27 protein-coding genes and 2 tRNA genes are annotated in these 26,036 nt (G+C 42.8%); 8 read left to right on the forward strand and 21 right to left on the reverse strand.

From position 1 onward, the window contains the following. Positions 1 to 193: 193 nt before the first annotated feature. From nqrF to QZ106_RS02225, 7 genes are all read right to left on the reverse strand, one after another. On the reverse strand, positions 194 to 1,429 hold the full coding sequence (gene nqrF, locus QZ106_RS02195) for an NADH:ubiquinone reductase (Na(+)-transporting) subunit F (protein ID WP_209364440.1): 1,236 nt from the start codon (positions 1,427 to 1,429) through the stop codon (positions 194 to 196). 11 nt (positions 1,430 to 1,440) lie between these two features. Next, a complete protein-coding gene (nqrE, locus tag QZ106_RS02200) occupies positions 1,441 to 2,037 on the reverse strand; it encodes an NADH:ubiquinone reductase (Na(+)-transporting) subunit E (protein ID WP_005633378.1) in 597 nt (198 codons plus the stop codon). A 3-nt stretch (positions 2,038 to 2,040) separates the two neighbouring features. Further along, positions 2,041 to 2,670: an NADH:ubiquinone reductase (Na(+)-transporting) subunit D gene (locus QZ106_RS02205; protein ID WP_295973685.1), complete on the reverse strand. Its 630-nt coding sequence runs from the start codon at positions 2,668 to 2,670 to the stop codon at positions 2,041 to 2,043. Beyond that, positions 2,670 to 3,455: a Na(+)-translocating NADH-quinone reductase subunit C gene (locus QZ106_RS02210; RefSeq protein WP_295973687.1), complete on the reverse strand. Its 786-nt coding sequence runs from the start codon at positions 3,453 to 3,455 to the stop codon at positions 2,670 to 2,672. Before QZ106_RS02210 ends, QZ106_RS02205 begins: the two co-directional genes overlap by 1 nt. Then, a complete protein-coding gene (locus QZ106_RS02215; protein ID WP_295973689.1) occupies positions 3,448 to 4,683 on the reverse strand; it encodes an NADH:ubiquinone reductase (Na(+)-transporting) subunit B in 1,236 nt (411 codons plus the stop codon). The genes QZ106_RS02210 and QZ106_RS02215 overlap by 8 nt, the downstream gene beginning before the upstream one ends. 2 nt (positions 4,684 to 4,685) lie before the next feature. Further along, positions 4,686 to 6,026, reverse strand: coding sequence for a Na(+)-translocating NADH-quinone reductase subunit A (locus tag QZ106_RS02220; RefSeq protein ID WP_295973691.1), 1,341 nt, complete (start codon positions 6,024 to 6,026; stop codon positions 4,686 to 4,688). Between the two features lie 360 nt (positions 6,027 to 6,386). After that, the gene (locus QZ106_RS02225; protein WP_021616995.1) at positions 6,387 to 6,698 is read right to left on the reverse strand and encodes a BolA/IbaG family iron-sulfur metabolism protein; all 312 of its coding nucleotides are present in this window, start codon (positions 6,696 to 6,698) and stop codon (positions 6,387 to 6,389) included. Positions 6,699 to 6,793: 95 nt separating this feature from the next. Between QZ106_RS02225 and QZ106_RS02230 the strand changes: the two genes are divergently transcribed. Next, positions 6,794 to 7,387: a YajG family lipoprotein gene (locus QZ106_RS02230; protein ID WP_295973695.1), complete on the forward strand. Its 594-nt coding sequence runs from the start codon at positions 6,794 to 6,796 to the stop codon at positions 7,385 to 7,387. A 560-nt stretch (positions 7,388 to 7,947) separates the two neighbouring features. Here QZ106_RS02230 and QZ106_RS02235 read toward each other — a convergent pair. The 5 genes from QZ106_RS02235 to mutY all read right to left on the reverse strand — a co-directional run bounded on the left by QZ106_RS02235 (position 7,948) and on the right by mutY (position 10,780). Then, positions 7,948 to 8,023 (reverse strand) — tRNA-Asn (locus QZ106_RS02235). Positions 8,024 to 8,027: 4 nt separating this feature from the next. Beyond that, positions 8,028 to 8,103, reverse strand: a tRNA-Phe gene (locus QZ106_RS02240). A 203-nt stretch (positions 8,104 to 8,306) separates the two neighbouring features. Beyond that, complete coding sequence (mltC, locus tag QZ106_RS02245) at positions 8,307 to 9,386, reverse strand: membrane-bound lytic murein transglycosylase MltC (RefSeq protein ID WP_021616011.1); 1,080 nt, start codon at positions 9,384 to 9,386, stop codon at positions 8,307 to 8,309. 1 nt (position 9,387) lies between these two features. Then, positions 9,388 to 9,663 carry an oxidative damage protection protein gene (locus QZ106_RS02250; RefSeq protein ID WP_033002507.1) on the reverse strand — a complete coding sequence of 92 codons (276 nt, stop codon included), beginning with the start codon at positions 9,661 to 9,663 and terminating at the stop codon, positions 9,388 to 9,390. Further along, the gene (gene mutY / locus QZ106_RS02255; protein WP_295973705.1) at positions 9,641 to 10,780 is read right to left on the reverse strand and encodes an A/G-specific adenine glycosylase; all 1,140 of its coding nucleotides are present in this window, start codon (positions 10,778 to 10,780) and stop codon (positions 9,641 to 9,643) included. The genes QZ106_RS02250 and mutY overlap by 23 nt, the downstream gene beginning before the upstream one ends. Before the next feature lie 220 nt (positions 10,781 to 11,000). On the opposite strand from mutY, the gene trmB reads away from it, so the two are divergent. The 3 genes from trmB to mutT all read left to right on the forward strand — a co-directional run bounded on the left by trmB (position 11,001) and on the right by mutT (position 12,626). Continuing rightward, positions 11,001 to 11,768: a tRNA (guanosine(46)-N7)-methyltransferase TrmB gene (gene trmB / locus QZ106_RS02260; RefSeq protein WP_295973707.1), complete on the forward strand. Its 768-nt coding sequence runs from the start codon at positions 11,001 to 11,003 to the stop codon at positions 11,766 to 11,768. 17 nt (positions 11,769 to 11,785) lie between these two features. Then, on the forward strand, positions 11,786 to 12,127 hold the full coding sequence (locus QZ106_RS02265) for a YggL family protein (protein WP_021616006.1): 342 nt from the start codon (positions 11,786 to 11,788) through the stop codon (positions 12,125 to 12,127). 79 nt (positions 12,128 to 12,206) lie between these two features. After that, positions 12,207 to 12,626, forward strand: coding sequence for an 8-oxo-dGTP diphosphatase MutT (gene mutT / locus QZ106_RS02270; RefSeq protein ID WP_295973710.1), 420 nt, complete (start codon positions 12,207 to 12,209; stop codon positions 12,624 to 12,626). On the opposite strand, the gene rlmC is transcribed toward mutT, so the two are convergent. From rlmC to hinT, 4 genes are read right to left on the reverse strand one after another with little or no spacing between them, the layout of a single operon-like run. After that, entirely contained in the window at positions 12,615 to 13,790 is a 1,176-nt protein-coding gene (gene rlmC / locus QZ106_RS02275) for a 23S rRNA (uracil(747)-C(5))-methyltransferase RlmC (protein ID WP_295973713.1), read from the reverse strand. The genes mutT and rlmC overlap by 12 nt on opposite strands. A gap of 1 nt (position 13,791) precedes the next feature. Next, positions 13,792 to 14,838, reverse strand: coding sequence for a beta-N-acetylhexosaminidase (gene nagZ, locus QZ106_RS02280; RefSeq protein ID WP_295973716.1), 1,047 nt, complete (start codon positions 14,836 to 14,838; stop codon positions 13,792 to 13,794). A gap of 1 nt (position 14,839) precedes the next feature. Beyond that, a complete protein-coding gene (locus QZ106_RS02285) occupies positions 14,840 to 15,193 on the reverse strand; it encodes a DUF1425 domain-containing protein (RefSeq protein ID WP_295973719.1) in 354 nt (117 codons plus the stop codon). Further along, positions 15,193 to 15,543, reverse strand: a complete 351-nt coding sequence (hinT, locus tag QZ106_RS02290; RefSeq protein WP_033002506.1) for a purine nucleoside phosphoramidase — start codon at positions 15,541 to 15,543, stop codon at positions 15,193 to 15,195. The genes QZ106_RS02285 and hinT overlap by 1 nt, the downstream gene beginning before the upstream one ends. 307 nt (positions 15,544 to 15,850) lie before the next feature. Here hinT and focA point away from each other — a divergent pair, with 307 nt between their 5' ends. The 3 genes from focA (at position 15,851) to pflA (ending at position 20,006) form a co-directional block, all read left to right on the forward strand. After that, positions 15,851 to 16,702, forward strand: a complete 852-nt coding sequence (gene focA, locus QZ106_RS02295) for a formate transporter FocA (RefSeq protein ID WP_295973762.1) — start codon at positions 15,851 to 15,853, stop codon at positions 16,700 to 16,702. Positions 16,703 to 16,789: 87 nt separating this feature from the next. Continuing rightward, positions 16,790 to 19,102: a formate C-acetyltransferase gene (gene pflB, locus QZ106_RS02300; RefSeq protein ID WP_295973723.1), complete on the forward strand. Its 2,313-nt coding sequence runs from the start codon at positions 16,790 to 16,792 to the stop codon at positions 19,100 to 19,102. Positions 19,103 to 19,265: 163 nt separating this feature from the next. Further along, the gene (pflA, locus tag QZ106_RS02305) at positions 19,266 to 20,006 is read left to right on the forward strand and encodes a pyruvate formate lyase 1-activating protein (RefSeq protein ID WP_295973726.1); all 741 of its coding nucleotides are present in this window, start codon (positions 19,266 to 19,268) and stop codon (positions 20,004 to 20,006) included. Between the two features lie 78 nt (positions 20,007 to 20,084). Here pflA and QZ106_RS02310 read toward each other — a convergent pair whose 3' ends face one another. Next, the gene (locus QZ106_RS02310) at positions 20,085 to 20,948 is read right to left on the reverse strand and encodes a DMT family transporter (protein ID WP_209364421.1); all 864 of its coding nucleotides are present in this window, start codon (positions 20,946 to 20,948) and stop codon (positions 20,085 to 20,087) included. 178 nt (positions 20,949 to 21,126) lie between these two features. On the opposite strand from QZ106_RS02310, the gene psiE reads away from it, so the two are divergent. Then, entirely contained in the window at positions 21,127 to 21,546 is a 420-nt protein-coding gene (gene psiE, locus QZ106_RS02315; RefSeq protein ID WP_295973729.1) for a phosphate-starvation-inducible protein PsiE, read from the forward strand. A gap of 340 nt (positions 21,547 to 21,886) precedes the next feature. Here psiE and QZ106_RS02320 read toward each other — a convergent pair whose 3' ends face one another. The 4 genes from QZ106_RS02320 to QZ106_RS02335 form a co-directional block, all read right to left on the reverse strand. Continuing rightward, positions 21,887 to 24,136 (reverse strand): nitric-oxide reductase large subunit, encoded by a 2,250-nt coding sequence (locus QZ106_RS02320; protein WP_295973732.1) that lies wholly within the window; start codon positions 24,134 to 24,136, stop codon positions 21,887 to 21,889. 369 nt (positions 24,137 to 24,505) lie between these two features. Beyond that, complete coding sequence (frdD, locus tag QZ106_RS02325) at positions 24,506 to 24,850, reverse strand: fumarate reductase subunit FrdD (RefSeq protein WP_295973733.1); 345 nt, start codon at positions 24,848 to 24,850, stop codon at positions 24,506 to 24,508. Between the two features lie 9 nt (positions 24,851 to 24,859). Further along, positions 24,860 to 25,252 carry a fumarate reductase subunit FrdC gene (frdC, locus tag QZ106_RS02330; RefSeq protein WP_295973735.1) on the reverse strand — a complete coding sequence of 131 codons (393 nt, stop codon included), beginning with the start codon at positions 25,250 to 25,252 and terminating at the stop codon, positions 24,860 to 24,862. Positions 25,253 to 25,263: 11 nt separating this feature from the next. After that, on the reverse strand, positions 25,264 to 26,034 hold the full coding sequence (locus QZ106_RS02335) for a succinate dehydrogenase/fumarate reductase iron-sulfur subunit (RefSeq protein WP_065295345.1): 771 nt from the start codon (positions 26,032 to 26,034) through the stop codon (positions 25,264 to 25,266). Between the last annotated feature and the right edge of the window lie 2 nt (positions 26,035 to 26,036).

The following is a 26,036-nucleotide window of genomic DNA, read 5'->3' on the forward strand; positions in this document are numbered from 1 at the left end:
ATTTAGCTCCATACGCATAGCGTATGGTTTTTATAGCCAGACTTTGGCTGGCTATAATAAAAATCAAATAAAGCATTCGTTTAGACAAAAAATAAGCCCTGCAAAATACAGGGCTTATTGTGTTTAAACTGATCATAGAAAGCATGATGCTCAAGTGCGGTCAGTTTTGAGATAGTTTTCTCTCTATTATAGATTAACCACCAAAGTCATCTAATAAGATGTTTTCGTCTTCAACACCGAGGTCTTTCAACATTTTGATTACCGCAGCATTCATGACCGGAGGTCCGCACATATAGTATTCACAATCTTCAGGTGCTTCATGATTTTTCAAGTAGTTTTCATAAAGTACGTTGTGAATAAAGCCGGTGTAACCTGTCCAGTTATCTTCCGGTAACGGATCAGATAATGCCACGTGCCATGTAAAGTTTGGATTTTCTGCTTGAAGCTGATCAAAATCTTCTACATAGAACATTTCACGTTTAGAACGGGCACCATACCAGAAAGACATTTTACGTTTAGAATGTAAACGTTTTAATTGGTCGAAGATATGGGAACGCATTGGCGCCATACCTGCACCACCACCAATGAAGACCATCTCATTATCGGTTTCTTTCGCAAAGAATTCACCAAACGGACCGGAAATAGTCACTTTATCACCCGGTTTTAATGACCAAATGTAAGAAGACATTTGTCCCGGAGGCGCATCCGGTTGACGTGGCGGAGGCGTCGCAATACGCACGTTCAACATAATAATGCCTTTTTCTTCCGGATAAGATGCCATAGAGTAAGCGCGGATAATATGCTCATCCACTTTAGACACATAACGCCATAAATCGTATTTGTCCCAATCTTCGTGGTATTCTTTCGGAATATCGAAATCTTTATAGTAAACCGTATGTGGATCGGCTTCGATTTGGATATAACCACCGGCACGGAATGGTACTTCTTCACCCTCAGGAATCGCTAATTTCAGCTCTTTGATAAAGGTGGCTTTGTTATCATTAGAAATAACGGTACATTCCCATTTTTTCACACCAAAGATTTCTTCTGGCAATTCAATGTCCATATTGCCTTTCACGTTCACTTGGCAAGAAAGACGATAGCCTTCTTTCGCTTCACGTTTGGTGATGTGAGATAACTCGGTCGGTAAAATTTCACCGCCACCGCTTTTCACTTTTACCACACATTGACCACAGGAACCGCCACCGCCACAAGCTGATGACACAAAGATCCCTTTGCTGGCAAGCGCACCAAGCAATTTGCCACCGGCTGGTAACGTAATGGCTTTATTGGGATCATTATTAATTTGAATGGTAATGTCGCCGGAATCGACCAATTTAGATTTGGCAAATAGAATAATGGCGACAAGCACTAAAACGATAGCAGTAAAGGCTGCAACACCGAGTACGAGAATTGTTGTTTCGCTCATTTACGCCCTCCTTATAACTGAATACCGGAAAATGACATAAAACCAAGCGCCATTAAGCCCGCTGAGATAAAGGTAATCCCTAAACCTTTCAAACCGGCCGGCACATCCGCATATTTCATTTTCTCAGTTAAACCGGCTAACGCAACGATTGCCAACATCCACCCCAAGCCTGCACCAATACCGTACACGGCAGATTCTGCGAAGGTATATTCACGTTGAATCGCAAAGGATACGCCACCGAAGATCGCACAGTTTACAGCAATAAGCGGAAGGAAAATCCCCAATGCGTTATAAAGTGCCGGGAAGAATTTATCAAGCGTCATTTCAAGAATTTGAACGATACCCGCGATAATCCCGATAAACGTAATAAAGCTTAAGAAGGATAAATCTACGCCTTCAACTAAAGCCCCATCTTTTAACACGTGTTCAAACACAAATTGGTTCGCCGGTACAGAAATGCCAAGCACAACGGTGACCGCAACCCCTAAGCCGAATGCTGTTGACACTTTTTTCGATACGGCAAGGAAAGTACACATTCCTAAGAAGAAAGAAAGCGCCATATTTTCAATGAAGATCGCCTTCACAAATAGGCTAATATAATGTTCCATTGATTATTTCTCCTGTTGCTCAGGTTTCCACGTTCTTAAGCCCCAAATGATGAAGCCGATAATAAAGAACGCACTTGGTGCAAGAAGGAACAAGCCGTTCGGTTGATACCAACCACCGTCTTGAATGGTTTGGAATACTGGGAAGCCAAGTAAACGACCAGAACCAATTAACTCGCGTAACGTTGCAACAATTAATAAAATTGCACCGTAACCTAAACCGTTACCGATACCGTCAACAAAGCTCTCAAGTGGACGAGATTTCATCGCAAAAGCTTCTGCACGACCCATTACGATACAGTTGGTAATAATCAATCCCACGAATACTGAGAGCTGTTTCGATAAACCATAAGCAAAAGCTTTCAATACTTGGTCAACCAAAATTACCAAAGACGCGATAATTGCCAGTTGTACAATGATACGAATACTATTTGGAATGTACTGGCGAATCATTGAAATAAACATACTGGAAAAACCGGTTACTAAACTTACCGCAATTGCCATAACGATCGCGGTTTGTAATTGAGTTGTTACCGCTAATGCAGAACAAATACCCAAAATTTGCAGCGCAATCGGGTTATTTTTTACGATCGGATCAAGCAAAAGTGCTTTTAAATTGCTTTTTGCATCAGCCATTATCTTGCCCCCGCTTTAAATTTTGCTAAGAATGGACCAAAACCATTTTGACTAAACCAATAATCAAAGGAACCTTGCACACCATTTGAGGTTAAAGTTGCACCTGATAAGGCATCAACGCCGTGTTCTTTGTTAGAAGACGCATTTTTAGCAACACGAATAGCCACACGTTGATTATCATCAAACAGTTTTTTATCTACGAAAAGTGCTTGCCAACGCGGATTAGCGATTTCACCACCAAGACCGGCTGTTTCACCTTGATCATAGTAAGTAATGCCTTTGATGGTATTGGCATCTGGGGCAACTGCAACGAAACCGTACATTGTTGACCATAAACCACGACCATACATTGGTAATACCACTTGGCTGACATTGCCTTGTTCATCTTTCACAAGGTAAACACGCGCCTGATTTGCACGCACTTTAATCCCGGCTTTATCTTGTTCCGCAGGAATGGCTTGGCTAAGTGCGGTGGATTTTACCGCTGTTTTTGGATCAAACTTTTCCACATCCTCTTTTGAGGCTTGAACAAAATCACCGCTTTGCAAATCCACTAAACGCGGTTCAATAAACTTGTTATAAGTGTCTTTAATGACAGAAGCATTATCTTCTTTCATTAGGCCGGCAACCGTTAAAATATTACGCTGAACGTCAAGTGCTTTTTGTTCATCTTGTTTTGATTTCAATGCAACTGCGGCACCGGAAACCACGATAGAACACACCAAACTTAGCAATACAACAACGGTAACTGTACCGCCAACGCTATCTTTATTAAATTTAGCCATTTGTTCTTGCTCTCCGACGTTTGATATTTGCTTGAACCACGATGTAGTCGAAAATTGGTGCAAACAAGTTTGCAAATAAGATCGCTAACATCATCCCTTCCGGATAAGCCGGGTTCACTGTACGAATTAATACTGCCATCACACCAATTAACGCACCGTACCACCATTTACCGGTGTTGGTAAATGACGCAGAAACAGGGTCAGTTGCCATGAAGATCATACCAAGTGCAAAACCACCTAATACGAAGTGCCAATGCCAAGGCATGGAGAACATTGGGTTAGAATCAGAACCGATAAGGTTAAAGAGGGTTGCAGTACCGATCATACCGATCATCACACCCGCCATAATGCGCCAAGAGGCGATGCGGGTGAACACGATCACTGCACCACCGATTAACAATGCGAGCGTTGAAACCTCCCCCATTGAACCGGGAATATTACCAATGAACGCATCCATCCAAGTAATTGGCTCACCGGTTACCGTATGTTGCAATGCGGCTTGACCCCCTTGTGACCATTGTGAAAGTGCGGTAGCGCCTGAGAAACCATCTGCAGCAGTCCATACTAAGTCACCGGAAATTTGAGCCGGATAAGCGAAGAATAAGAATGCACGACCAGCAAGCGCAGGGTTCATAAAGTTACGACCTACACCACCGAAGATTTCTTTTGCTACCACGATACCAAAGGTAATACCAAGTGCGGCTTGCCATAGTGGCAATGTTGGCGGAACGATTAAGGCAAACAGAATTGTAGAAACGAACATCCCTTCATTCACTTCGTGGCCACGCACAACGGAGAACAATAATTCCCACATCGTACATACGGTAAACACCACTAAGTAAATTGGTAAGAAGAAAATTGCGCCTAACGCCATTTTAGAGCCCCAAGTTGCATTATTGGTTAAATCTAAACCTAATGAACTTGCAAGGGCATAGTGCCAATCACTCGCAATTAATTGTTCTAAATTGCCTAATTGATTTAGGGCAGGGATTGCTTGGTTACCCACATTGTACATACCGTAGAAAATCGCCGGAAACAATGCGAGGAAAACCGTAATCATCATACGTTTTGAGTCTAACGCATCACGAACGTGTGTGTTTTTGTGCGTTACCGTGCCCGGTGTATAAAGCAAGGTATAAATCGATTCAAAGATCGGATAAAGCTTGCTGTATTTACCGCCTGGTAAAAACGCGGGTTCCATTTTTTCAAAAAGATTTTTCAAACCCATTTTTAACCTTCCTTCTCAATCTTATCTAGTACTTGACGCAAGATTGAACCGTATTCATATTTTCCCGGGCAAACGAAAGAACACAACGCTAAGTCTTCTTCATCTAATTCAAGACAGCCTAACGCTTGTGCGCCATCAGTATCGCCCACGATTAAATCACGTAATAATAATGTCGGTAAAATATCCAACGGCATCACGCGCTCATAGCTACCGATTGGTACCATTGCACGTTCACCACCATTTTCTGCGGTAGTAAAGTTGAATAATTTTTTACCGAAATGACCTAATACGGTACGGGTAATCGAATATTTATTCGGTTGTGGCGTAATCCAGCCGAAGAATTCTTTCTCGTTACCTTCTTCGATCACAGAAACTTGTAATGCATAACGACCTAAATAATCATGCACACCTTTTGCCGTTTGACCGCAAAGCACTGAACCGGAAATCACGCGATTATTACCGTCTTTTAATTCACCTGCGGTTAATTGAGAGAGGTTCGCACCGATGACTGTACGCACTAAACGTGGCGATTTGACTTGTGGCCCTGCAAGAGAAATCACACGTTCTACATTGAGCTCACCAGTGGTAAATAATTTACCGATAGCAATCACATCTTGATAGTTGATATACCAAACGGTTTTATTGATTCCCACCGGATCAATAAAATGGATATGTGTGCCACTTAATCCTGCCGGATGCGGCCCGGCAAATTCATCCACGATCACATTACTCGCGTGTGATGCCGGAATTTTATTATCAGGCGCTTTACACAAGTGAATGTTGCCGTCATGTAAACGACTTAACACGGTTAAACCATTGACGAAATCATTTTCGGACGCAGTAATAATAACTGCAGGATCTGCCGCGAGGGGATTGGTGTCCATTGCATTAACGAAAATGGATGAAGGCACGCTATCAATCGCCGGCACTTTGCTGAATGGACGAGTACGGAACGCTGTCCATAAACCGGATTCCTGTAAATTTTTACGCACTTGCTCTGCACTTAACGTGTTCAGTTCAGATGTCTCGTATTTATCGAAAGAAAGCGCTTCATTGCCTTCCACTTTAATTACCACAGACTGTAATACACGTTTCTCGCCACGATGAATCGCGGTGATCGTGCCACTCGCCGGTGCGGTGAAAATCACACCAGGATTCTTTTTGTCTTCAAAAAGCACCTGACCTTTTTTCACTACATCACCTTCGCGAACCTTCATCGAAGGGCGCATTCCCACATACTCTTCACCCAGCAAAGCAACTTCAGTAACGGTATTCCCGTTATGGATTACCTGCTCCGGTTTTCCTGCAATAGGAAGATCCAAGCCTTTTTTAATCGTAATCATATTGTTTGCACTACTTTTGTTAGATTAAAAATACAGCAATAACCCTGAGGTTATTACCTCGTCTTGAGTGATGGTTGTTGAAATGATTAAAGAAGAAACAACAAGATACCTCTACACCAAATAATCACTCTTCAACCGGTAAAAATAAAACTCAAATTCTGCTATTCATTTGTCAAAGGCACGCAACACCCATGACAAAACGTTAAAATATTGCTAAAAATAAATACCTTATTTTAACCAAATAATAACGTTCATGCCACTTTGAAACGTGGCTCTTTCTCGATTTTCCAAGAAAAACTGCACATAACTTGCAAAAAATCAATTTTTTATTTTATTGCGTAATAACAAAGAGGTAAGGAACTATAGCCCGACACCGGCACAACGAGGAGATTTCGGGAACTGCTGCCCTAATTCATCCCACTCTTGCTGAGTATAAAGATGCAATGCCAAGGCATGGATGCCATTTTGTAAATCTTGTGAGAGAAATTGATAGATTTTACGATGGCGTGCGACTTTACTCTGCCCTTCAAAGGCGTCACTAACTAATACGATTTTAAAATGCGAATCTGCACCACGCCCGGAGCTGTGCATATGACTTTCGTTTTCAACCGTAATAAAGTGCGGTTGAAATTCCTGACATAATCGTTGTTCTAATGCTTGTTGTTTTGACATACTTCTTCCTTAAAGGATTTATTAAATGAGGAGACTATACAATTACTTGTAACTTTGTAAGAATAGCGCAAATTAATCAAACTGATGAGGATATTATGAAATTTAATCTGAAAACCGTTATTCTCGGCTCTGTTCTGCTTTCCAGTGCGGTATTAACTGGTTGCCAAAGCGAACCCAGTACCTTGAGCTTTACACCGCCATCACCACAAGCCACCATGAATGTGAATCAATCTACGGTTGTTTACGTTACCACTCGCGATATGCGCCAAGCGCCTGAAATTTCCAGTTATGTTGCCGATGGTAAACTCGTCAAGTTATCCGCAACGCCAAGTGTTACCGAATTATTCCAACAAGTGACACAACAAGATCTGGTTAGCAAAGGTTTTCGTATCGGCATGGCAAATAATTCTAATGCTGCTGTCACTGTAGATGTGCAAGAGTTCTTTGCGAAAGTCAACCAAGGCAACCTACGTTACGATATTGATAGCAAAATTCAACTCGCTATCCATGTTCAAGGCATGAAGGGTCAATTCAGCAAAAATATTAATGCGACTCGCAACTACTCCGGTGCCTTCTCGGCAAGAAATGCAGAAATCCAGAAAGTACTAGGCGAAACGCTTAACGAAGTGGTTCAATCTATTTACAAAGATCAAGAAATCACTCAAGCGATTACCCAATACGCAAACTAAAAACGCCGCAAAAAATGACCGCACTTTCTCGCTTATGTCTGAAAAGCGCGGTGAAAATCCCAAGTATTTTTTAGGGCACAATCCCAAAGATAAAATTAACGCATAAATTTGATTCCGATTTATGCGTTATTTTTTTACTTTGCAAAATACAAAATCAGAATCGTAGCGTGCAACTTGTTGCACGAAATCATGAATACCCGAAAGCGTTAAATAACGTTCCGTGCGTAATTTGGTCATGCATCAAGATGCACGCTACGCATGAAATCGTGAATTACGCATCGAGGTTAATTATTCGTGCTACGAGGGGTTAAATAATCGTCCTATATGTTGAGTTTCGCTTGTTAGCCTTGTTCATTATATAGCGAGGATTTTTTTCTGTTCATCCCTTAAGCTATTTAGCTTCATGCGTATAGCGTATGGTTTTTATAGCCGGACTTTGGCTGGCTATAATAAAATTAACGCATAAATTTGATTTCAATTTATGCGTTAATTTTTGCTTTGCGAAATACAAAAGTTGAAAAAAATAAAAGCCGCTAATTGCTTAGCGGCTTCCTAGAATTTGGCTCCTCCTGCGGGACTCGAACCTGCGACATATGGATTAACAGTCCACCGTTCTACCGACTGAACTAAGGAGGAATAGTGGTGCCTCGAGGCGGAATCGAACCACCGACACGGGGATTTTCAATCCCCTGCTCTACCGACTGAGCTATCGAGGCAACTCATCAGTGGTGCGTATTAAACGTTTTTTTCGATTTCAAGTCAACACCTATTTTAAAAAAATGTGAAATAATTAATTCATTTGCACGTTTAACAAACAAAATGTATATAAATTATACACTTATGCGTTTTTTATGATCATAAAAATGCCCACAGCATATTTATTCTGTGGGCATTAACATTTTATGCTCGTGAAAATTCTTTAACGTCTAACACGATAACTTTTTTGAGCTTTATCGACTTTCAATAAATAATTACGCGCCTGCGCAGAGGGGTGGCTTGTCGTCAACATGCGATAAACCTGCTCCGGATACAGTTGATTAATTTGCATAATCGCAGCATCTTTATCGTCATTGAATACGCGCAATACCGCACCGGCACCGCTGTTATAGGCTGAAATCATGGCAAAGCGTTTTGATGTCGGGTTTGTAATGCCATCTAAATATTTATTTTGTAGCAACCACAAATAAGCCGCACCGGCATCAATATTCTTCTCAGGATCAAACAAATAGTTTTTACTTGGTTGACCACTCATGCCTTTCATTTGGAACACATCGCGTCCTGCAGTATGCGGTACCACTTGCATTAAGCCCATGGCGTTCGCATAACTAATCGCATACGGGTTAAAACTGGATTCTGTTTGCATAATCCCAAGGATCAAGCTCTCATCCAATCCATAACGACGTGCCACTTTACGCACAATCGGAATATATTTCTGCGCACGCACTTCCACGTGGTTGGCAATCATTGGAATAACAACCAACTGTACTTGGTTACCATTCGCTAAACGGCGGGTTTGTAACTTATTTTGAATCAAATACGTAGCAAAGTTACTCGCCGTCAGCTGATCGGCAATTGGACCACCAAGATGATCAATTACCTGCCCCATCAAAAAGGGACGAGAACTGATCGGCACATCACCGGAAGCAAATAAATCGATGCCATTCGCATCCGATCCCATCAATAATGTATGCACAATCGCATTATGCAAACGGTTTAAATCTGCCTGCGTTTCGATAGTAATCAAACCTTCATCAAAACTCACATGGCTACGGGTAAAGTAACGATCCGTATATTTCACATAGTCCTTACGACTGGCAACCAACAGCTCATTCACCCCCCAAATGCGGTCGATATTATTGGCAAATTGCCCGGTTAAAATATCTAAACCGCGGGTATCTTTCGCAAAGGCTTCATCAAAGTCTAGCCCGCGATGATGTGAACCTCCGCCGCCACACGCATACAAAAAGGGAATTAATGCCAGAATTAAATACTTCTTCATTTTACTTCGCTTCAGGTGGAGTATAGCCTTCAATGTGTACGTCTTTACCTTCAAACAGGAAATTCACCATTTCCTGCTCCAATAACTTACGATGTTCCGCATTCATCATGTTTAATTTTTTCTCATTCACCAACATGGTTTGTTTTTTCATCCACTCTCCCCACGCTTGTTTGCTAATGGAATCAAAAATACGTTTACCCAATTCTCCCGGATATAGTTGAAAATCCAAGCCTTCCGCTTCTTGTTTTAAACGTTCACAAAATACCATTCTTGCCATAACGATTCCTTACATACTGAGTTAATAAATTTTTCACCGGCGTCGCAAGGCCGATGGATCCGAGATTTTGCGGATCATACCAATATTTGACCGCACTTAATAGCGCAGATTCATTTGGATTTTTCTTTTCCGCGACTTTTATCCACGAGGAACGATTTGCCTCAGATGACGCAGAGATGTCATCAACTCGTGCATAAATGGGATAAATCTCCAAATGAAAATGGCTGAATGTATGACGAAATGCCGGCCATGGCTGATAGTGCCGAATACCATTTGCGGCCAAATACGCCAGCAATTCTTCTTTATCGGCAAATTGCGGAAAACAATATAATCCGCCCCACAAACCGCTATTTTCCCGTTGCTCTAATGCAACTTTACCGTCTTTTTCCAACAGCAAAAAATAACTTTCCCGCACCGGCAATACTTTCTTCGGCTTTTTCCCCGGATACGCCTGCCAATTTTGTTCAGCATTGGCTCGACAAGTTAACTGTAACGGACAAAGGCTACATTTGGGTTTAGAACGGGTGCATACCATTGCGCCAAGATCCATCATTGCCTGATTGAAATCCGCCACCTGTTCCGTTGGGGTCACCTGTGCTGTCAGCTGCCACAAACGATCCTCCGTTTTCTTCTCTCCCGGCCAGCCACTCACGGCGAAATAACGGGCTAATACGCGTTTCACATTGCCATCCAAAATAGCATAAGGCGCATTCAAACAAGAAGACAACACTGCCCCCGCCGTGCTTCGCCCCACACCGGGCAATGCCCAGACTTGTTCAAATTCTGTCGGAAACACACCGCCATATTGATCTCGCATGATTTGCGCGGCTTTATGCAAATTTCGCGCCCGAGCGTAATAACCCAAGCCCGTCCACAAATGCAGCACCTCATCTAACGGCGCATCAGCAAGTGCGGTCAAATTAGGAAATGTTTTAACAAAACGCTCAAAATACGGAATGACCGTCGCCACCTGCGTTTGCTGTAGCATTACTTCTGATAGCCAAACGCCGTATAAGGTTTTATGTTGTTGCCACGGCAAATTTTTCCGCCCGAACTTGGCATACCATGTTAATACAGACTGCGCAAAAGGCGCATGGGGAGAGGATTGAGCCAGCATAACGTTCTAATTATTCAATACCGAATTATGTAATAAAAGTGCGGTGGATTTTGTGAGTTTTTTCCAAATTACACCAAATGAAAGTCGTCAAAGTTTAGCATAAAGCCAAGGGCTTGTTGATTCCCGGTACCGAAATTGCCAAGGGTAAGGAAACCGCCTATAATCAGCAACGACTTTTTAGGACATTCTATTTTCGTTATCCCATAAATCACAAAATTTCATGTTAGACACACAATCTCAAGAACAACTTCCAACGACTTTTGCTGATCAAAAACGCAAAACCGTTGAATCCGCCGAATTTACCTCCGATGGTCGTTACAAAAGAAAAGTACGCAGTTTTGTGCTACGCACAGGTCGCTTAAGCGATTATCAAAAAAACGCCATGAACCAAAACTGGGCGGCGCTCGGCTTGGACTATCAACCGCAGCCATTTGATTTTAAACGTATTTATGGAAATGAGAATCCTGTTATTTTGGAAATCGGCTTTGGTATGGGCAGTTCCCTTGTGGAGATGGCAGCACAAAATCCCGACAAAAACTACCTCGGTATTGAAGTGCATACACCGGGCGTTGGCGCTTGCATTGCCTATGCGGTGGAAAAAGGCGTAACAAACCTACGCGTCATTTGTCACGATGCCACCGAAATTCTACGTGACAGCATTGCCGACCAAAGTCTCGGCGGGTTACAACTGTTTTTCCCGGATCCGTGGCACAAAGCCAGACACCACAAACGCCGTATCGTACAACCGCACTTTATTGACCACTTATTAACTAAATTGCAAGCCGGCGCATTCATTCACATGGCAACTGACTGGCAAGATTATGCTGAACAGATGTTGGCGGTGTTGCAGCAATATCCGCAGTTGCGTAACACCTCTGCCAGAAACGACTATATTCCACGTCCTGATTTTCGTCCGTTGACCAAGTTTGAACAACGCGGTCAACGCCTAGGACATGGCGTGTGGGATTTATATTTCATCAAACCGTAACATAAAGGAAACACATCATGGCGATCAAACGTAACCAAAGACAACGCAAAAAAATGCACCTTGCCGAATTCCAAGAATTAGGCTTTTTAGTGAAGTGGCAATTTGCCGAAGGCACCTCTGTAGAACAAATCGACAGCACTGTTGACCGCTTCATCGCTGAAGTTATTCAACCGAATGGATTGGCCTATGAAGGCAGTGGCTATTTACACTGGGAAGGCTTAGTTTGCTTAGAAAAAATCGGTAAATGTGATGCCAAGCATCAAGAATTAGTGAAAAATTGGTTAAGCCAAAATGGTTTACAACAAATTGAAATCAGCGAACTATTCGATATTTGGTGGGATTACCCGACAAACGCATAACTCATCTAAAGCGCCCCCGTCCCTCAATGGGGGCGTTTGTTATGCGGAAATGACCATATAGGCAAACACGGAGAAAAGCATGGAAAAACAGGTCATACAAGTTGCTGCCGGCATTATTCGTAACGAATTCGGACAAATTTATCTCACCCGACGATTAGAAGGTCAAGACTTTGCGCAATCGCTGGAGTTTCCCGGCGGAAAAGTCGCACCCAATGAAACGCCGGAACAAGCGTTAAAACGAGAATTAGAGGAAGAAGTCGGTATTTTGGTTTCTCATGCCACATTGTTTGAACGTTTTACCTTTGAATATCCAACAAAAATTCTGAATTTTTATTTCTACTTAGTGGATGAATGGCTAGGCGAACCTTTTGGCCGTGAAGGACAAGAAGGTTTTTGGCTGGAACAAGAGGAATTGGATATGGAACAATTTCCGCCGGCAAATACAAAACTCATCCAACGCTTGCTCGCTGAATATAAAAATTCGGCCTCACACGGCTAATCGCAACAACACCAACACTTCATAATGCGCGGTATGTGGAAACATATCGAACAGTTGAATTTTTTCCAGTTGATAATGGGTCAAAGATCGCAAGTCTTTACCCATGGTTTCGGCGTTACAGCTGGAATACAAAATAAAGTGCGGTCGCATTTCATTGAGAAATTCGGCGAGTTTCTTGCCTATACCACGACGGGGCGGGTTGACGATAACCAAATCAGGTTTGTCTGCTTGAGCCAAGGCAAAATTTGCCGCATCTAAGGATTGAAAATGAACTTGCTTTTCCAATCTGAGTTGCTGTGCCGATAATTTCGCGGCGGCGATAGCTGAGGTGGAAATTTCAATGCCGGTGAGGCGAATGGTTTTTTGCTGATTTTGCTGTTGCAACGCTTTCAAGCAATGTAGCCCGAAACCGCCCACACCACAGAACAAATCCCAAAGTTGACGAATAGGCAGATCTTTTACCCATTGTTGTGCCATGCCGTATAACCCTTCAGCAACCTGCGGGTTGGTTTGAAAGAACCCCTGAGGGCGAATAAAAAGTGGAATGCCGTTAAAGGTCTCAGGCAACGTGTGTTGCTCCGTCAGGAAAATCTCTTTTTCTCCCTCGAGAATCGCGGCATTTTGCGGTTGGATATTGACGCTAATGACGGTAAGTTTTGGCAATTTCTGACGTAAACCCGCCAATTCTCGTTGAATCAACGGCAATTTGGCTTCCGAACGTAACACAAAGCGCAACATGAGTTGGTGGCTGTGTTGGCTTTCTGTCAATAAAAGATGTTTCAATTCGCCTTTTTGCTTTGCCACGTTATACGGCACAAGGCCTGCGCGTGCGATGAAATCTTTAAGAAGAGGAAAGATAGCTTGAAAACGTTTTGGATAAAGTGGGCAATCGCATAAATCCACCGCACTTTGCGGATCTTGCGGATCCGGTAGAATCCCCAAAATGGGGCGTTCGACGACACCACTGACAACCATTTTGGCTTTGTTGCGAAACCCTTCTTGGGCTGATTGAAAGGGGGCAAACCAAATCAAATGAGACATTTCTAAACCCTGCAACTGCTGTTGCAAATGTGCCATTTTCTGTTCCAGTTGAACGGTATAGGGCAATTCCAACCATTGACAAGAACGACAATCGCCTCGTTGATAGTGTTCGCACTGAATCATATTAGTTTTTCGCTGCCAGCCATTGTTGTTGAAGTGCGGTCAGTTTTTGACGGTTTTCCAACCAACGGGGAGCACGCTCTAATTCAGCCCAAGTAAGGTTTTTGCGTTTGAAGAGACTTTGTAAGCGTTGTTGACGCAACAAGAAGCACGATTGTTTTTCTGAGAGTTTTAGGTTATCCAACACTTGAATCACCCCGTCCCGTTCATTACAAAGCAACAACAGATCACAACCGGCATTTAAGGCTTGTTCGCTACGCGCCACAAAATCCCCCATGAATCCCGCCCCTTTCATGCCGAGATCATCAGAGAAAATAGCGCCGTTGAAATTCAGTTGGGCACGCAAAATGTCTTGTAACCAATATTTGGAGCCGCTTGCCGGTTGGTTGTCACATTGCGAATAAATCACATGTGCCGGCATGATGGCTTGCAGCAGATTTTGTTCGATAAGTTGCTGGAACGGCTGAATATCATGACTGAAAATAGTATCCTGACTGCGATCGTCATAAGGCGTTTCCAAATGAGAATCGGCAATCACATGACCATGTCCCGGAAAGTGTTTTCCCGTTGCAGCCATGCCAGCTTGATGCATACCGCGAATAAAATTGCCGGCCAAATCCACCGCACTTTTTATCTCGCAACCAAAACTGCGATCGCCGATGGCTTTACATTGATGCCCAAGATCCAACACCGGCGCAAAGCTCAAATCGATATCAAGTGCGGTCATTTCTGCTGCCATTTGCCAGCCGGCTTCAAATGCCATCTTCCGTTGTTCAATAGGATCTTCAATCAGTGCGGAAAACGCCTGCATTGCAGGAAGTTGGGTGAAGCCGTCACGAAAACGCTGTACTCTGCCACCTTCTTGATCCACTGTAATCAACAAGGTTTTTTTCACCTTTTGTCGCACAGATTGAATCAATGCTTGTAATTGCGCACGGTCGTGAAAATTACGCGTAAAGAGGATCAATCCCGCCACGAGCGGGTGTTCCAATAATTCAATTTCTTCTTGTTCCAGCTCGTAACCGGCTAAGTCAATAAATAGTGTAGACATTTTAGTTCAAGCGAAGATATAAGCGGTAATTGACGCTATCCGCCGTTGGTCGAGCCAATGTGAGCGGTTGTTTTTGCAGCGGTTGCAACGCCAATCTATGCCAAATAGCAGGCTCTTCAGCCGTCACGGTCACGCCGTGTTTGTCATACCAAAACAAGCGATAAGCCAAGTTGACCGGCTGTTCGGTTTTATTTTTGACCCAAGCACTGTCACGCTCAACACAGGCTTCCACCCTTTCTGAGGCCGGAGCTTCAATGTTTAAAATCGGGCTTTGCGTGTTTAATAAGGTCGGCACCTTTGCGCTACATCCCGCTAAAAGTGCGGTCACAAAAAAAAGAGAAATAGACTTTTTCATTATTTATCCAACATTTTTCCTAAAGGCTCACCGCCAACGAGATGCATATGTAAATGGAACACTTCTTGTCCGCCGTGTTTGTTGCAGTTGACAATCAAACGATAACCGTCTTGCGCAATGCCTTCTTGTGTGGCGAGTTTGGCGGCAACCGTGAACAGACGACCTAAGGTCACTTCATCTTGTTCGGTCACATCGTTTACGGTTGGAATGAGTTTGTTTGGAATGATTAAAATATGGGTTTTGGCTTGCGGTGCAATATCGCGAAAGGCGGTAACAAGTTCATCTTGATACACGATATTCGCAGGAATTTCTTTGCGGATAATTTTGCTGAAAATGGTTTCTGCTGCCATGATTTTCTCCTTAAAAAATATTGCGTTTTGTGACCGCACTTTTTAACAGAAAACCGCTAAAATAGCAATTTATCAGGCCATCTTTGATGTTGTCGAGAAAGGTTTTTTATTACACCGATCTAATTATTGACAAGGAACAATATTTTTGCATTAAAAAGGAGAAATATTTTTACTTTACGGGGGAAAGAAAATATAATTAACAAAAATTATAAATTTTCAAATTTTTTTAAGTTTCTAGGTCTTTTCTTGTAATACAGCGTTGTGAACGGCGATATTTAGGGGTCAAATAATGAAAGGGAATTCTGAAATGAATACCGAAACGTCCAAAACAACGTGTATGGTCTCTCCGGCGGAAATGAGCCAAATTGGCGAGGATGTCGGCGTTTATAAGGCCACTAAGAAACAGATTTTATCCTTTTTCTCTGCCATTCCGGCGGGTGCGTTTATTGCTTTAGCGTTTGTTTTTTACACCACAACACAAACAGGAAATGTCGGTGCTTCGTGGGGGTTAACCAAACTGGTCGGCGGAATTGTATTCTCTCTTGGCGTAATTATGGTCGTGGTTTGCGGCTCTGAATTATTCACCTCATCAACCATGACAACTGTCGCCCGTGCAAGCGGACGAATTAGTACTTTTCAAATGCTGCGAAATTGGATTGTGGTTTATTTCGGCAATTTCGTCGGCGCACTTTTTATTGTTTTTCTTATTTGGTTTGCAGGTCAGACAATGGCTGCCAATGGGCAGTGGGGACTCACCATTTTAGCGACCGCTCAACATAAAATTCACCACACATGGTTTGAAGCTTTTTATTTGGGGATTTTGTGTAATGTAATGGTATGTACTGCCATTTGGATGAGCTACGCAGGAAAAACATTGACAGATAAAGCATTTATTATGATTTTACCTATTGCTTTGTTTGTTGCGTCAGGATTCGAGCACAGTGTGGCAAATATGTTTATGATCCCAATGGGTATCATGACGGCACACTTTAGCGCCTCGGAATTTTGGCAAGCAATTAATATCGATCCTCAACAGTTTGCGGATTTAGATCTTTATCATTTTGTGGTGAAGAATTTGATTCCGGTGACATTGGGGAACATTGTTGGTGGTGGTTGTTGTATTGGATTAGCCTTATGGTCCATCAACCGACCTCATTAATCGGTTCACAAAAAGGAAGGAAACCTAAGTCGTTCGTTTCCTTCCTCAACAGGTTTATTTTTATCAATAATCTAAAAGAGGAATGTTATGACTCAATTAACAGAAGCTCAACAAAAGGCTTGGGAAGGTTTTGTCGGTGGTGATTGGCAAAATGAAGTCAACGTGCGTGACTTTATCCAAAAAAACTATACACCGTATGAAGGTGACGAATCTTTCTTAGCTGATGCAACCCCTGCAACAACTGCCTTGTGGGATAAAGTCATGGAAGGCATCAAAATCGAAAACAAAACGCACGAGCCGTTAGATTTTGACACAGACAACCCCTCAACCATCACTTCTCACAAACCTGGCTATATCAACAAAGAATTAGAAAAAATCGTTGGTCTTCAAACTGATGCGCCATTAAAACGTGCCATTATGCCATACGGTGGTATCAAAATGGTTAAAGGCTCTTGTGAAGTTTATGGCCGTCAATTAGATCCTGAAGTAGAACATATTTTCACCGAATATCGTAAAACCCATAACCAAGGTGTGTTCGATGTTTATACACCGGATATTCTTCGTTGCCGTAAATCAGGTGTGTTAACCGGCTTACCGGATGCTTACGGTCGTGGTCGTATTATCGGTGACTATCGTCGTTTAGCCGTTTATGGTATCGACTATTTAATGGCCGATAAGAAAAAACAATTCGACTCACTTCAACCTAAATTAGAACGTGGCGAAGATATTCAGGCCACTATTCAATTGCGTGAAGAAATTGCCGAACAACATCGTGCATTAGGCAAAATGAAAGAAATGGCTGCCTCTTATGGTTTCGATATTTCTAACCCGGCGACTAACGCACAAGAAGCGGTTCAATGGACTTACTTTGCTTACTTAGCCGCCGTGAAATCACAAAACGGTGCGGCAATGTCTTTCGGTCGTATTTCTTCCTTCTTAGATATTTATATCGAACGTGATTTGAAAAACGGCAAAATTACCGAACAAGAAGCACAAGAATTAATCGACCACTTAGTCATGAAACTTCGTATGGTGCGTTTCTTACGTACACCTGAATACGATCAATTATTCTCCGGTGACCCAATGTGGGCAACCGAAACCCTAGGCGGTATGGGCTTAGACGGTCGTACATTAGTGACCAAAAACAGCTTCCGTATTTTACACACCCTTTACACTATGGGCCCATCTCCGGAACCAAACTTAACTATCCTTTGGTCTGAAAAATTACCTGAAGCATTCAAACGTTACTGTGCCAAAGTGTCTATTGATACTTCCTCAGTACAGTACGAAAACGATGACTTAATGCGTCCGGATTTCAACAGCGATGACTATGCGATTGCTTGTTGTGTATCCCCAATGGTAGTGGGTAAACAAATGCAATTCTTTGGTGCCCGTGCGAACTTGGCAAAAACTTTGCTATACGCAATCAACGGTGGCATCGATGAGAAAAACGGTATGCAAGTCGGTCCGAAAACTGAGCCAATCAAAGATGAAGTGCTTGATTTCGACACCGTAATGACCCGCATGGACAGCTTCATGGATTGGTTGGCAACACAATATGTAACCGCCTTGAACATCATCCACTTCATGCATGACAAATATGCTTATGAAGCCGCATTAATGGCATTCCATGATCGTGATGTTTACCGCACTATGGCTTGCGGTATCGCAGGACTTTCTGTTGCTGCCGACTCTTTAGCCGCAATCAAATACGCGAAAGTCAAACCAATTCGTGGCGATATCAAAGATAAAGAGGGCAAGGTTGTGGCATCTAATGTCGCTATTGACTTCGAAATCGAAGGCGAATATCCGCAATTCGGTAACAATGATTCCCGTGTGGATGACATCGCCTGTGACTTAGTTGAACGTTTCATGAAGAAAATTCAAACCCACAAAACTTACCGCAACGCAACTCCGACACAATCTGTGCTTACTATTACTTCTAACGTGGTCTATGGTAAGAAAACAGGTAATACACCGGACGGTCGTCGTTCTGGCGCACCATTCGGACCGGGTGCAAACCCAATGCACGGTCGTGACCAAAAAGGTGCGGTAGCGTCTTTAACGTCTGTGGCTAAATTACCATTTGCTTACGCAAAAGACGGTATTTCTTATACCTTCTCTATCGTACCAAATGCGTTAGGTAAGGAATACGAAGCACAAAAACGCAATCTTGCCGGTTTAATGGACGGTTACTTCCACCACGAAGCGGAAGTGGAAGGCGGTCAACACTTGAACGTTAACGTGATGAACCGTGAGATGTTGTTAGATGCGATGGAAAATCCGGAAAAATATCCGCAATTAACCATTCGTGTTTCCGGTTATGCCGTACGTTTCAACTCGTTAACCAAAGAACAACAACAAGACGTTATCACCCGTACATTCACACAATCCATGTAATTTGGTGATAAAACTGTGTTAATATTTCAGCCGCTTGCCGTAAGGTAAGCGGTCTGATTTTTTTAGGGATATCCCAATTTTGTAAACATAGCTAGGTCATTAAAAATATTTACAAAAACGACCGCACTTTTAACGAATAACATGACGAATTATTGAGGAATACATGTCAGTTGTAGGAAGAATCCACTCTTATGAATCCTGTGGCACCGTTGACGGCCCGGGCATTCGTTTTATTCTGTTTTTGCAAGGCTGCTTAATGCGCTGTAAGTATTGCCACAACCGCGATACTTGGGATGTCCATGGTGGCAAAGAAATTACGGTGGAAGAACTGATGAAAGAAGTGGTCAGCTATCGTCATTTTATGAATGCTTCAGGCGGCGGTGTGACCGCATCCGGCGGTGAAGCGATTTTGCAAGCAGAGTTCGTGCGTGATTGGTTCCAAGCCTGTAAAAAAGAAGGCATCAGCACCTGCTTAGACACTAACGGTTTTGTGCGTCATTACGATCATGTGATTGATGAACTCATTGATGTGACGGATCTGGTTTTGCTTGATTTGAAAGAACTCAACGATCAAGTGCATCAAAATCTTATTGGCGTACCGAACAAACGCACGCTTGAATTTGCCAAATATTTGCAAAAACGTAACCAACCGGTTTGGATTCGCTATGTGGTCGTGCCGGGCTATACAGATTCTGACCATGACGTACATTTACTCGGTCAATTTATCGAAGGTATGACAAACATTGAAAAAGTAGAACTCCTTCCTTATCACCGCCTTGGCGCACATAAATGGGCAGCAATGGGGGAAAAATATGAATTGGAAGACGTAAAACCCCCAACAAAAGAATCGCTTGAACACATAAAAGCCATTCTTGAAGGCTACGGCCATGTCGTCAAATACTAATGCCCTCTAGGCAGAATCGCTTAAAAATAAACCGCACTTTGAAGAGACTCTCAAGTGCGGTTTATTTTTACCGCGTTTTTAACTCGCTCGCCGAATTAAACGCGGATACACACTGGAAATTAATGTGGTCGCAATAACCGCCAAAATCCCCAACCAAGATAGTGGGCTAATATGCTCACCTAACAGTAATACCGCCAACAAAATCGCAAATACCGGTTCGAGTGAAACCAAAATGCCTGCTAAATTAGAATCGACGCTATTAATTCCCTTATTCCATAAATAATACGCCAACCAGCTACAACCAACGCCAATATAAAGTAACCCTGCGATGCCTTGCCAATTCCAATGAATTTGCCAGCTTTCCGTCAGCCAAAGGGTGAAAGGAAGGCAAGTTATCGTGCCAAACACAATGCTACTGGTGGTGTAAACTTGCGCCGTAAGTTGTACGATGACTTTTTGCGTCCAACGCAAACACGAAGCAAAAACAACCCCGGCAATCAGCACCAAGCTACAGCCAAACAGGCTGATATTGCCCGTTTCTTCACCGCCATAAATTAACAATGCGACCCCAAGAAACGCCACTAGACCAAAGATCCAGTGATGGGTTTGGGCTTTGTCGCCAAAGAAAAAATGCCCGATCAGCACCACCAAGAAGGGCTCTAACCCTAACATCGTTGAAGCACTGGATGCCGAAGTGTGGCTTAAACCAATAAATTGCAATAGAAAGATCACCGGATAATTTAATAATCCCAACCACCACACTTGTGGACGTAAGCCTTTAGGAATGCGCTTCCAAACACGCATAAACATCGGCAGCACAATTATGGTGGCAATCAACAAACGCAATTGCACCATCAACACCGGATCCAACATGGTGTAGGTGTATTTACCGGCGACAAAAGAACTGCTCCACAAAAATAATGCGATGAGAATGTAGCGCATGAGATTCCTTAAAAAAAGAAGAGAGGTTAAACGATTATTGTAGTGCGCTTTTCACGCAGCGTAAACGAAAGGAGACAGGTTTATTTTTAGGAAGCCTTTACAACAACTATTTACCCTCTCTTCATCTTGCATTAGAATGCGGCATTTTTACTCACTTCATTTCATTAGGAAGTCTATTATGGAAGAATCTCAATCCTTAGAAAAATTACCTAAAGTTGTTACTGGTATCCTCAAAATCGTGCTCAGCAGTGCATTAATTGCCTTAGCTGTGGTATTGATCATCGCGCTGGTTAAAATCACGTATTCACTGGCGATGATGGTGTTAAACACCTCCAGCGTAGTACCTTATGACGTTGCGGAACGAGCGGTTATGTTTTTCCTGTATTTCGGATTTATCGGCTTAATCGTGCAATATTTTAAAAGCGGCTATCATTTCCCACTGCGCTATTTTATTTACGCTGGGATAACAGCGATGTTGCGCTTGATTATCGTCAACCATGAAAGCTCCGTTGATACCATCTTATTTGCCGGGGCAATTTTGATTATGGTGATTGCGCTTTGCCTCGTACTCTATTCTAATAAATTGCGGAATCTTTAATGAAAGTGCGGTCATTTTTGACCGTATTTCCTCGATAACAAAAGACCGATAGCGTAAAAACTCTCGGTCTTTGTTTATAGTTGAATCGTAGCGTGCAACTTGTTGCACGAAATGAACAACACTCTTAACGGTTGATAATACGTTATTTGAAAAAACACTCGCCAAAATCACTGCACTTTATTTCGTTCTGTGCGTGGCTTGGTCGTGCATCAAGATGCACGCTACCAGAAAATCATAAAGTGTAGCGTGCAACGTGTTGCACGCTACGAGGGGGTAAATAAAAGACCGATAGCGTGAAAACTATCGGTCTTTGTTTATTGCCAAACTTTCTTTTTGTTGATTAGTTAGCAATGCGTTTTGGTTTGAAGAAAACCATGGTGAAAATTTGCCAGAAGAATGCAAGCGCACCAAAGATGAATATGACATCACCCACTAAACGCACCCAGCGTAAGGTGTCGAATAACGGTTGTTGCATGAATTCTTCACTACGGGCATACCATAAGCCTTCAGAGATACTTGCGTAACCTTGAATGATACCGATTGGTAATAGGCTGGAGACGATCATTAAGATCAAACCGCTGTTAAGCAACCAGAAGCCCCATTTCATCAATTTGTCGTTGAATGGTGTGTTTGGACGTAAGTAACGTGCGATTAAGAATACGAAGCCTAATGCTAAGAAACCATACACCCCGAATAATGCAGCGTGTGCATGAACAGCTGTAGTGTTCAAGCCTTGGATATAGTAAAGCGAAATTGGTGGGTTGATTAAGAAACCAAACACACCTGCACCTAACATGTTCCAGAATGCCACTGCAACGAAGCAGTAAAGAGGCCATTTTAAGCGTTCCATCCAAGGTGTTTTTTGTTGCATTGCCCAGTGTTCCCAAGCTTCATGACCTAATAACACTAATGGAACCACTTCAAGTGCTGAGAATGACGCACCTACTGCGATAATTGGTGTGGTTGCACCGGCGAAGTATAAGTGGTGGAACGTACCAGGAATACCGCCGATTAAGAATAATGCCGCTTCAGTAATGGTTGCCACAGTCGCAGTACGACGTGAAACTAACCCTAAACTTACGAAGATGAATGAGAGCGCCGCTACAGAGAATACTTCGAAGAAGCCTTCTACCCATAGGTGAACTACCCACCAACGCCAGTATTCCATCACAGAAATGTGAGTGTGCTCACCGTAGAATAATGCAGGGCCATAGAATAAGCCGATTGCAATGACGGAAGCGAAGAACAAGGCGAGTAAGTTTTTGTCGCCCGGTTGTTTGAACGCATTCACGGTACCGCGAAGCATTAAGACTAACCAGAATAAGATACCTGCGAATTTTACCGCTTGCCAGAAACGACCTAAGTCGATGAATTCATAACCTTGGTGACCGAACAAGAAGCTCCATTCTTCAGGGATGATGTGCGCAATGGCCAAATAGCTACCGGTGAAGGAGCCTACGACTAAGACAACCAATGCCCAGAAGAGAACATCTACGCCAAGTTTTTGGTATTTCGGATCTTTACCGCCGTTGATAATCGGTGCAAGGAATAAACCACCAGCCAAGAATGCCATGGCGATCCAGAATAACGCCGCTTGAATGTGCCAAGTACGCACCAAGGAGTATGGAAGATATTGGGAAATATCTAAACCATAGAATTCCTGACCTTCAACCGTATAGTGCGCCACAATCGCCCCTAAATTCACTTGTACGAAGAAAAGCGCAAGTACGGTAAACAAATATTTACCTAAGGCTTTTTGTGATGGCGTTAATTGCAATTTGGTTAGCGGGTCAACTTCCGGTGCAACAGGATCTTTTTCATCTTCACGACGTTTAAATGACCAAATCCACACCACAAAACCGATACCGGCAATGAGGAACACGATACTGGCGATAGACCAAATGACGTTTTCCGGTGTCGGCACGTTATTGATTAACGGCTCATGCGGCCAGTTGTTAGTGTAAGTGGCATGGGTATTCGGACGTTCTGCAGAAGCTGTCCATGCTGTCCAGAAGAAGAATTTCGCTAAATCTTTACGCGCTTCTAAGCTCGGCAACGTATTGTCTTTCATAGCGAAGTGTTCACGCGTTACTTTGCTCGCAGGATCATCACCATATAAAGAAATATAGTATTGCGCCGTTTTATCCATGGCGGCTAAACGATTAGCGGAAAGCACAACGGTGCCGTTTTCGTCAACTTTACTGCCGCGATATTCTTTAGTTAAACGGTTTTTTAAGAGGGTTTGTTGATCATCATTTAAATCGGCGAAGTTTTTACCATACTCTTGATTTGCAACAATATCTAACCAGTTGGTTAACTCGCGATGTAACCAGTCAGCGGTCCAGTCCGGTGCTTGGTAGGCACCATGGCCCCAAACAGAACCTAATTGCATACCACCGGTGGTTTGCCATGCGGTTTGCCCGTGTAAAATATCGTCATGTGTAATCACCGGTTCGCCTTTTTCCGTCACATATTGTTTTGGAATCGGTGGCGCTTCACGGTAGATTTCAAATCCGTAGTAACCGAGAATAGAGAATGCCCCTATTAATACGGCGACTAACAGGTACCAGAACTTTTTGTACTGTCCCATTTGATCACTCCTTGAGAAAATAAAATATTGATAACTTAATAATTTGTGTCAGACACATTGAGATTTTACGATTTAAGTAAAATACCTGACTAATTATATCGGATTTAAAAAGGCGATATATTACCTAATAGTAGGTAAATGTGAGATATTCAAAGTGATGAAATAAACACAAGGAGAGAAAGAAACTGACACACTACTCTATTTTAGATTTAAAAATGACCGCACTTTGATCTGAATTTCAAAATTTGGACAGATCGCTTTTATCACCCATTCACTTAATCAAGATAGCCTTTGACTTTATGTAGTGCTGTAAAATAGGTAGAAACAAAAAACTCCCGATGGCGGGAGTTTTTTATTAAGGATGAGACATTATAAGTTGAACACGGCAAATAGCACGATGACGCTATAAAGTGTCGCCAAGCCGTAGAAAATAAATCCGCCAGCCGGTACATGAACCTTAATATCATGCATACCGTGATGAACGCGGTGTAACCCTCCCCACATTGGAAAAATGGTGAGAGCTAAAATAATTAATTTACCCAACCAATGATGTGCAAAGGCAATGATATTCTCCGGACTAACGATACCGAAAGGCAATAGGAAGCCGAGAATAAGAATTAACACCGGGAAAGCCAAAGCACTTACCATGCCACCCGCACTGAACATTAACCAGACAGGTGGTTCGTTTGAACGTTTTGGATTTTGATTAACCATGACTTCCCCCTAGATAAAGACTAACACTAAAGCCAATACGGTAACGGCGACAAATGCGCCACGTAAAGCATTTTTAATGAGTTTTGACGGCAAACCGGTGGTACCTGACATCACTTCGCCTGTCATATCAAATAATGTGACAGCATGGAGCAATAAAGCCGCTAATGAAATGATGTTAAGAATAACAACGATTGGATTTTGTAAGAATGGGATGAAATTCATCACAAATCCGTCCGCTTTGCCTAAACAAATCACGCCATAAAGCAATACTAAGCTGAACCAAACCGTTGGCACCGCTGTGGCTTCACGTAGCATATAGAATTTGTAAAAATCCCAACTTTTCCACCAAGTCGGCGTAATTTCACGAACGTATTTTTTACGTTTACTTACTGTTGTAGTCATAATCTTTCCCCTTACGCCTTCGGTTTAAGCATGGAAATGAGGTAATCTTTGGCGCTTTCTAATTTGCCTTGGTTAATGGCGGTGGCCGGGCCCACGTGTTTTGGACACACTTCGGAACAGGCACCTACGAAGGTACAAGACCAAACGCCATTTTCACCATTCATGATTTTCATCCGTTCTGCTTTACCATGATCGCGGTTATCTAAGTTATAACGATGACCTAAAGTTAATACGGCCGGGCCAACGAATTCTGGGTTTAAACCGAATTGTGGGCAAGCGGCATAACATAAACCACAGTTGATACACATCGAGAATTGGCGGTATTTTTCCAATTGTGCCGGCGTTTGTTTAGTGCGACTTTTCGCTAATTCTTTAGACGGATGTGGTTTGCCGTCTAACTCAGGCGCTTGGTTGCCGATCACATAAGGTTTGATAGCTTCTAAGCTTTCGATGAAATGGCTTAAGTCCACGATTAAGTCGCGTTCAATCGGGAAGTTTGCTAGAGCTTCAATGCGCATATGACCACTGTAGTCACGCAAGAAGGTTTTACATGCCAATTTTGGAATGTTATTTACCATCATGCCGCAAGAACCACAGATCGCCATACGGCATGACCAGCGATAAGAAAGTTCCGGTTCAAGCTTATCTTTAATGTAACCTAACGCATCAAGTAAGGATGTTTGGCTGTCATAAGGCACTTGATAAGTTTTCAAGTGTGGCTCTTTGTCAACTTCCGGATTGTAACGTAGAATTTCAACGTTCATGATTGATTGTTCGGCCATAT

Origin of the sequence: uncultured Aggregatibacter sp., assembly GCF_901873365.1 — a bacterium.
GTDB lineage: Bacteria > Pseudomonadota > Gammaproteobacteria > Enterobacterales > Pasteurellaceae > Aggregatibacter.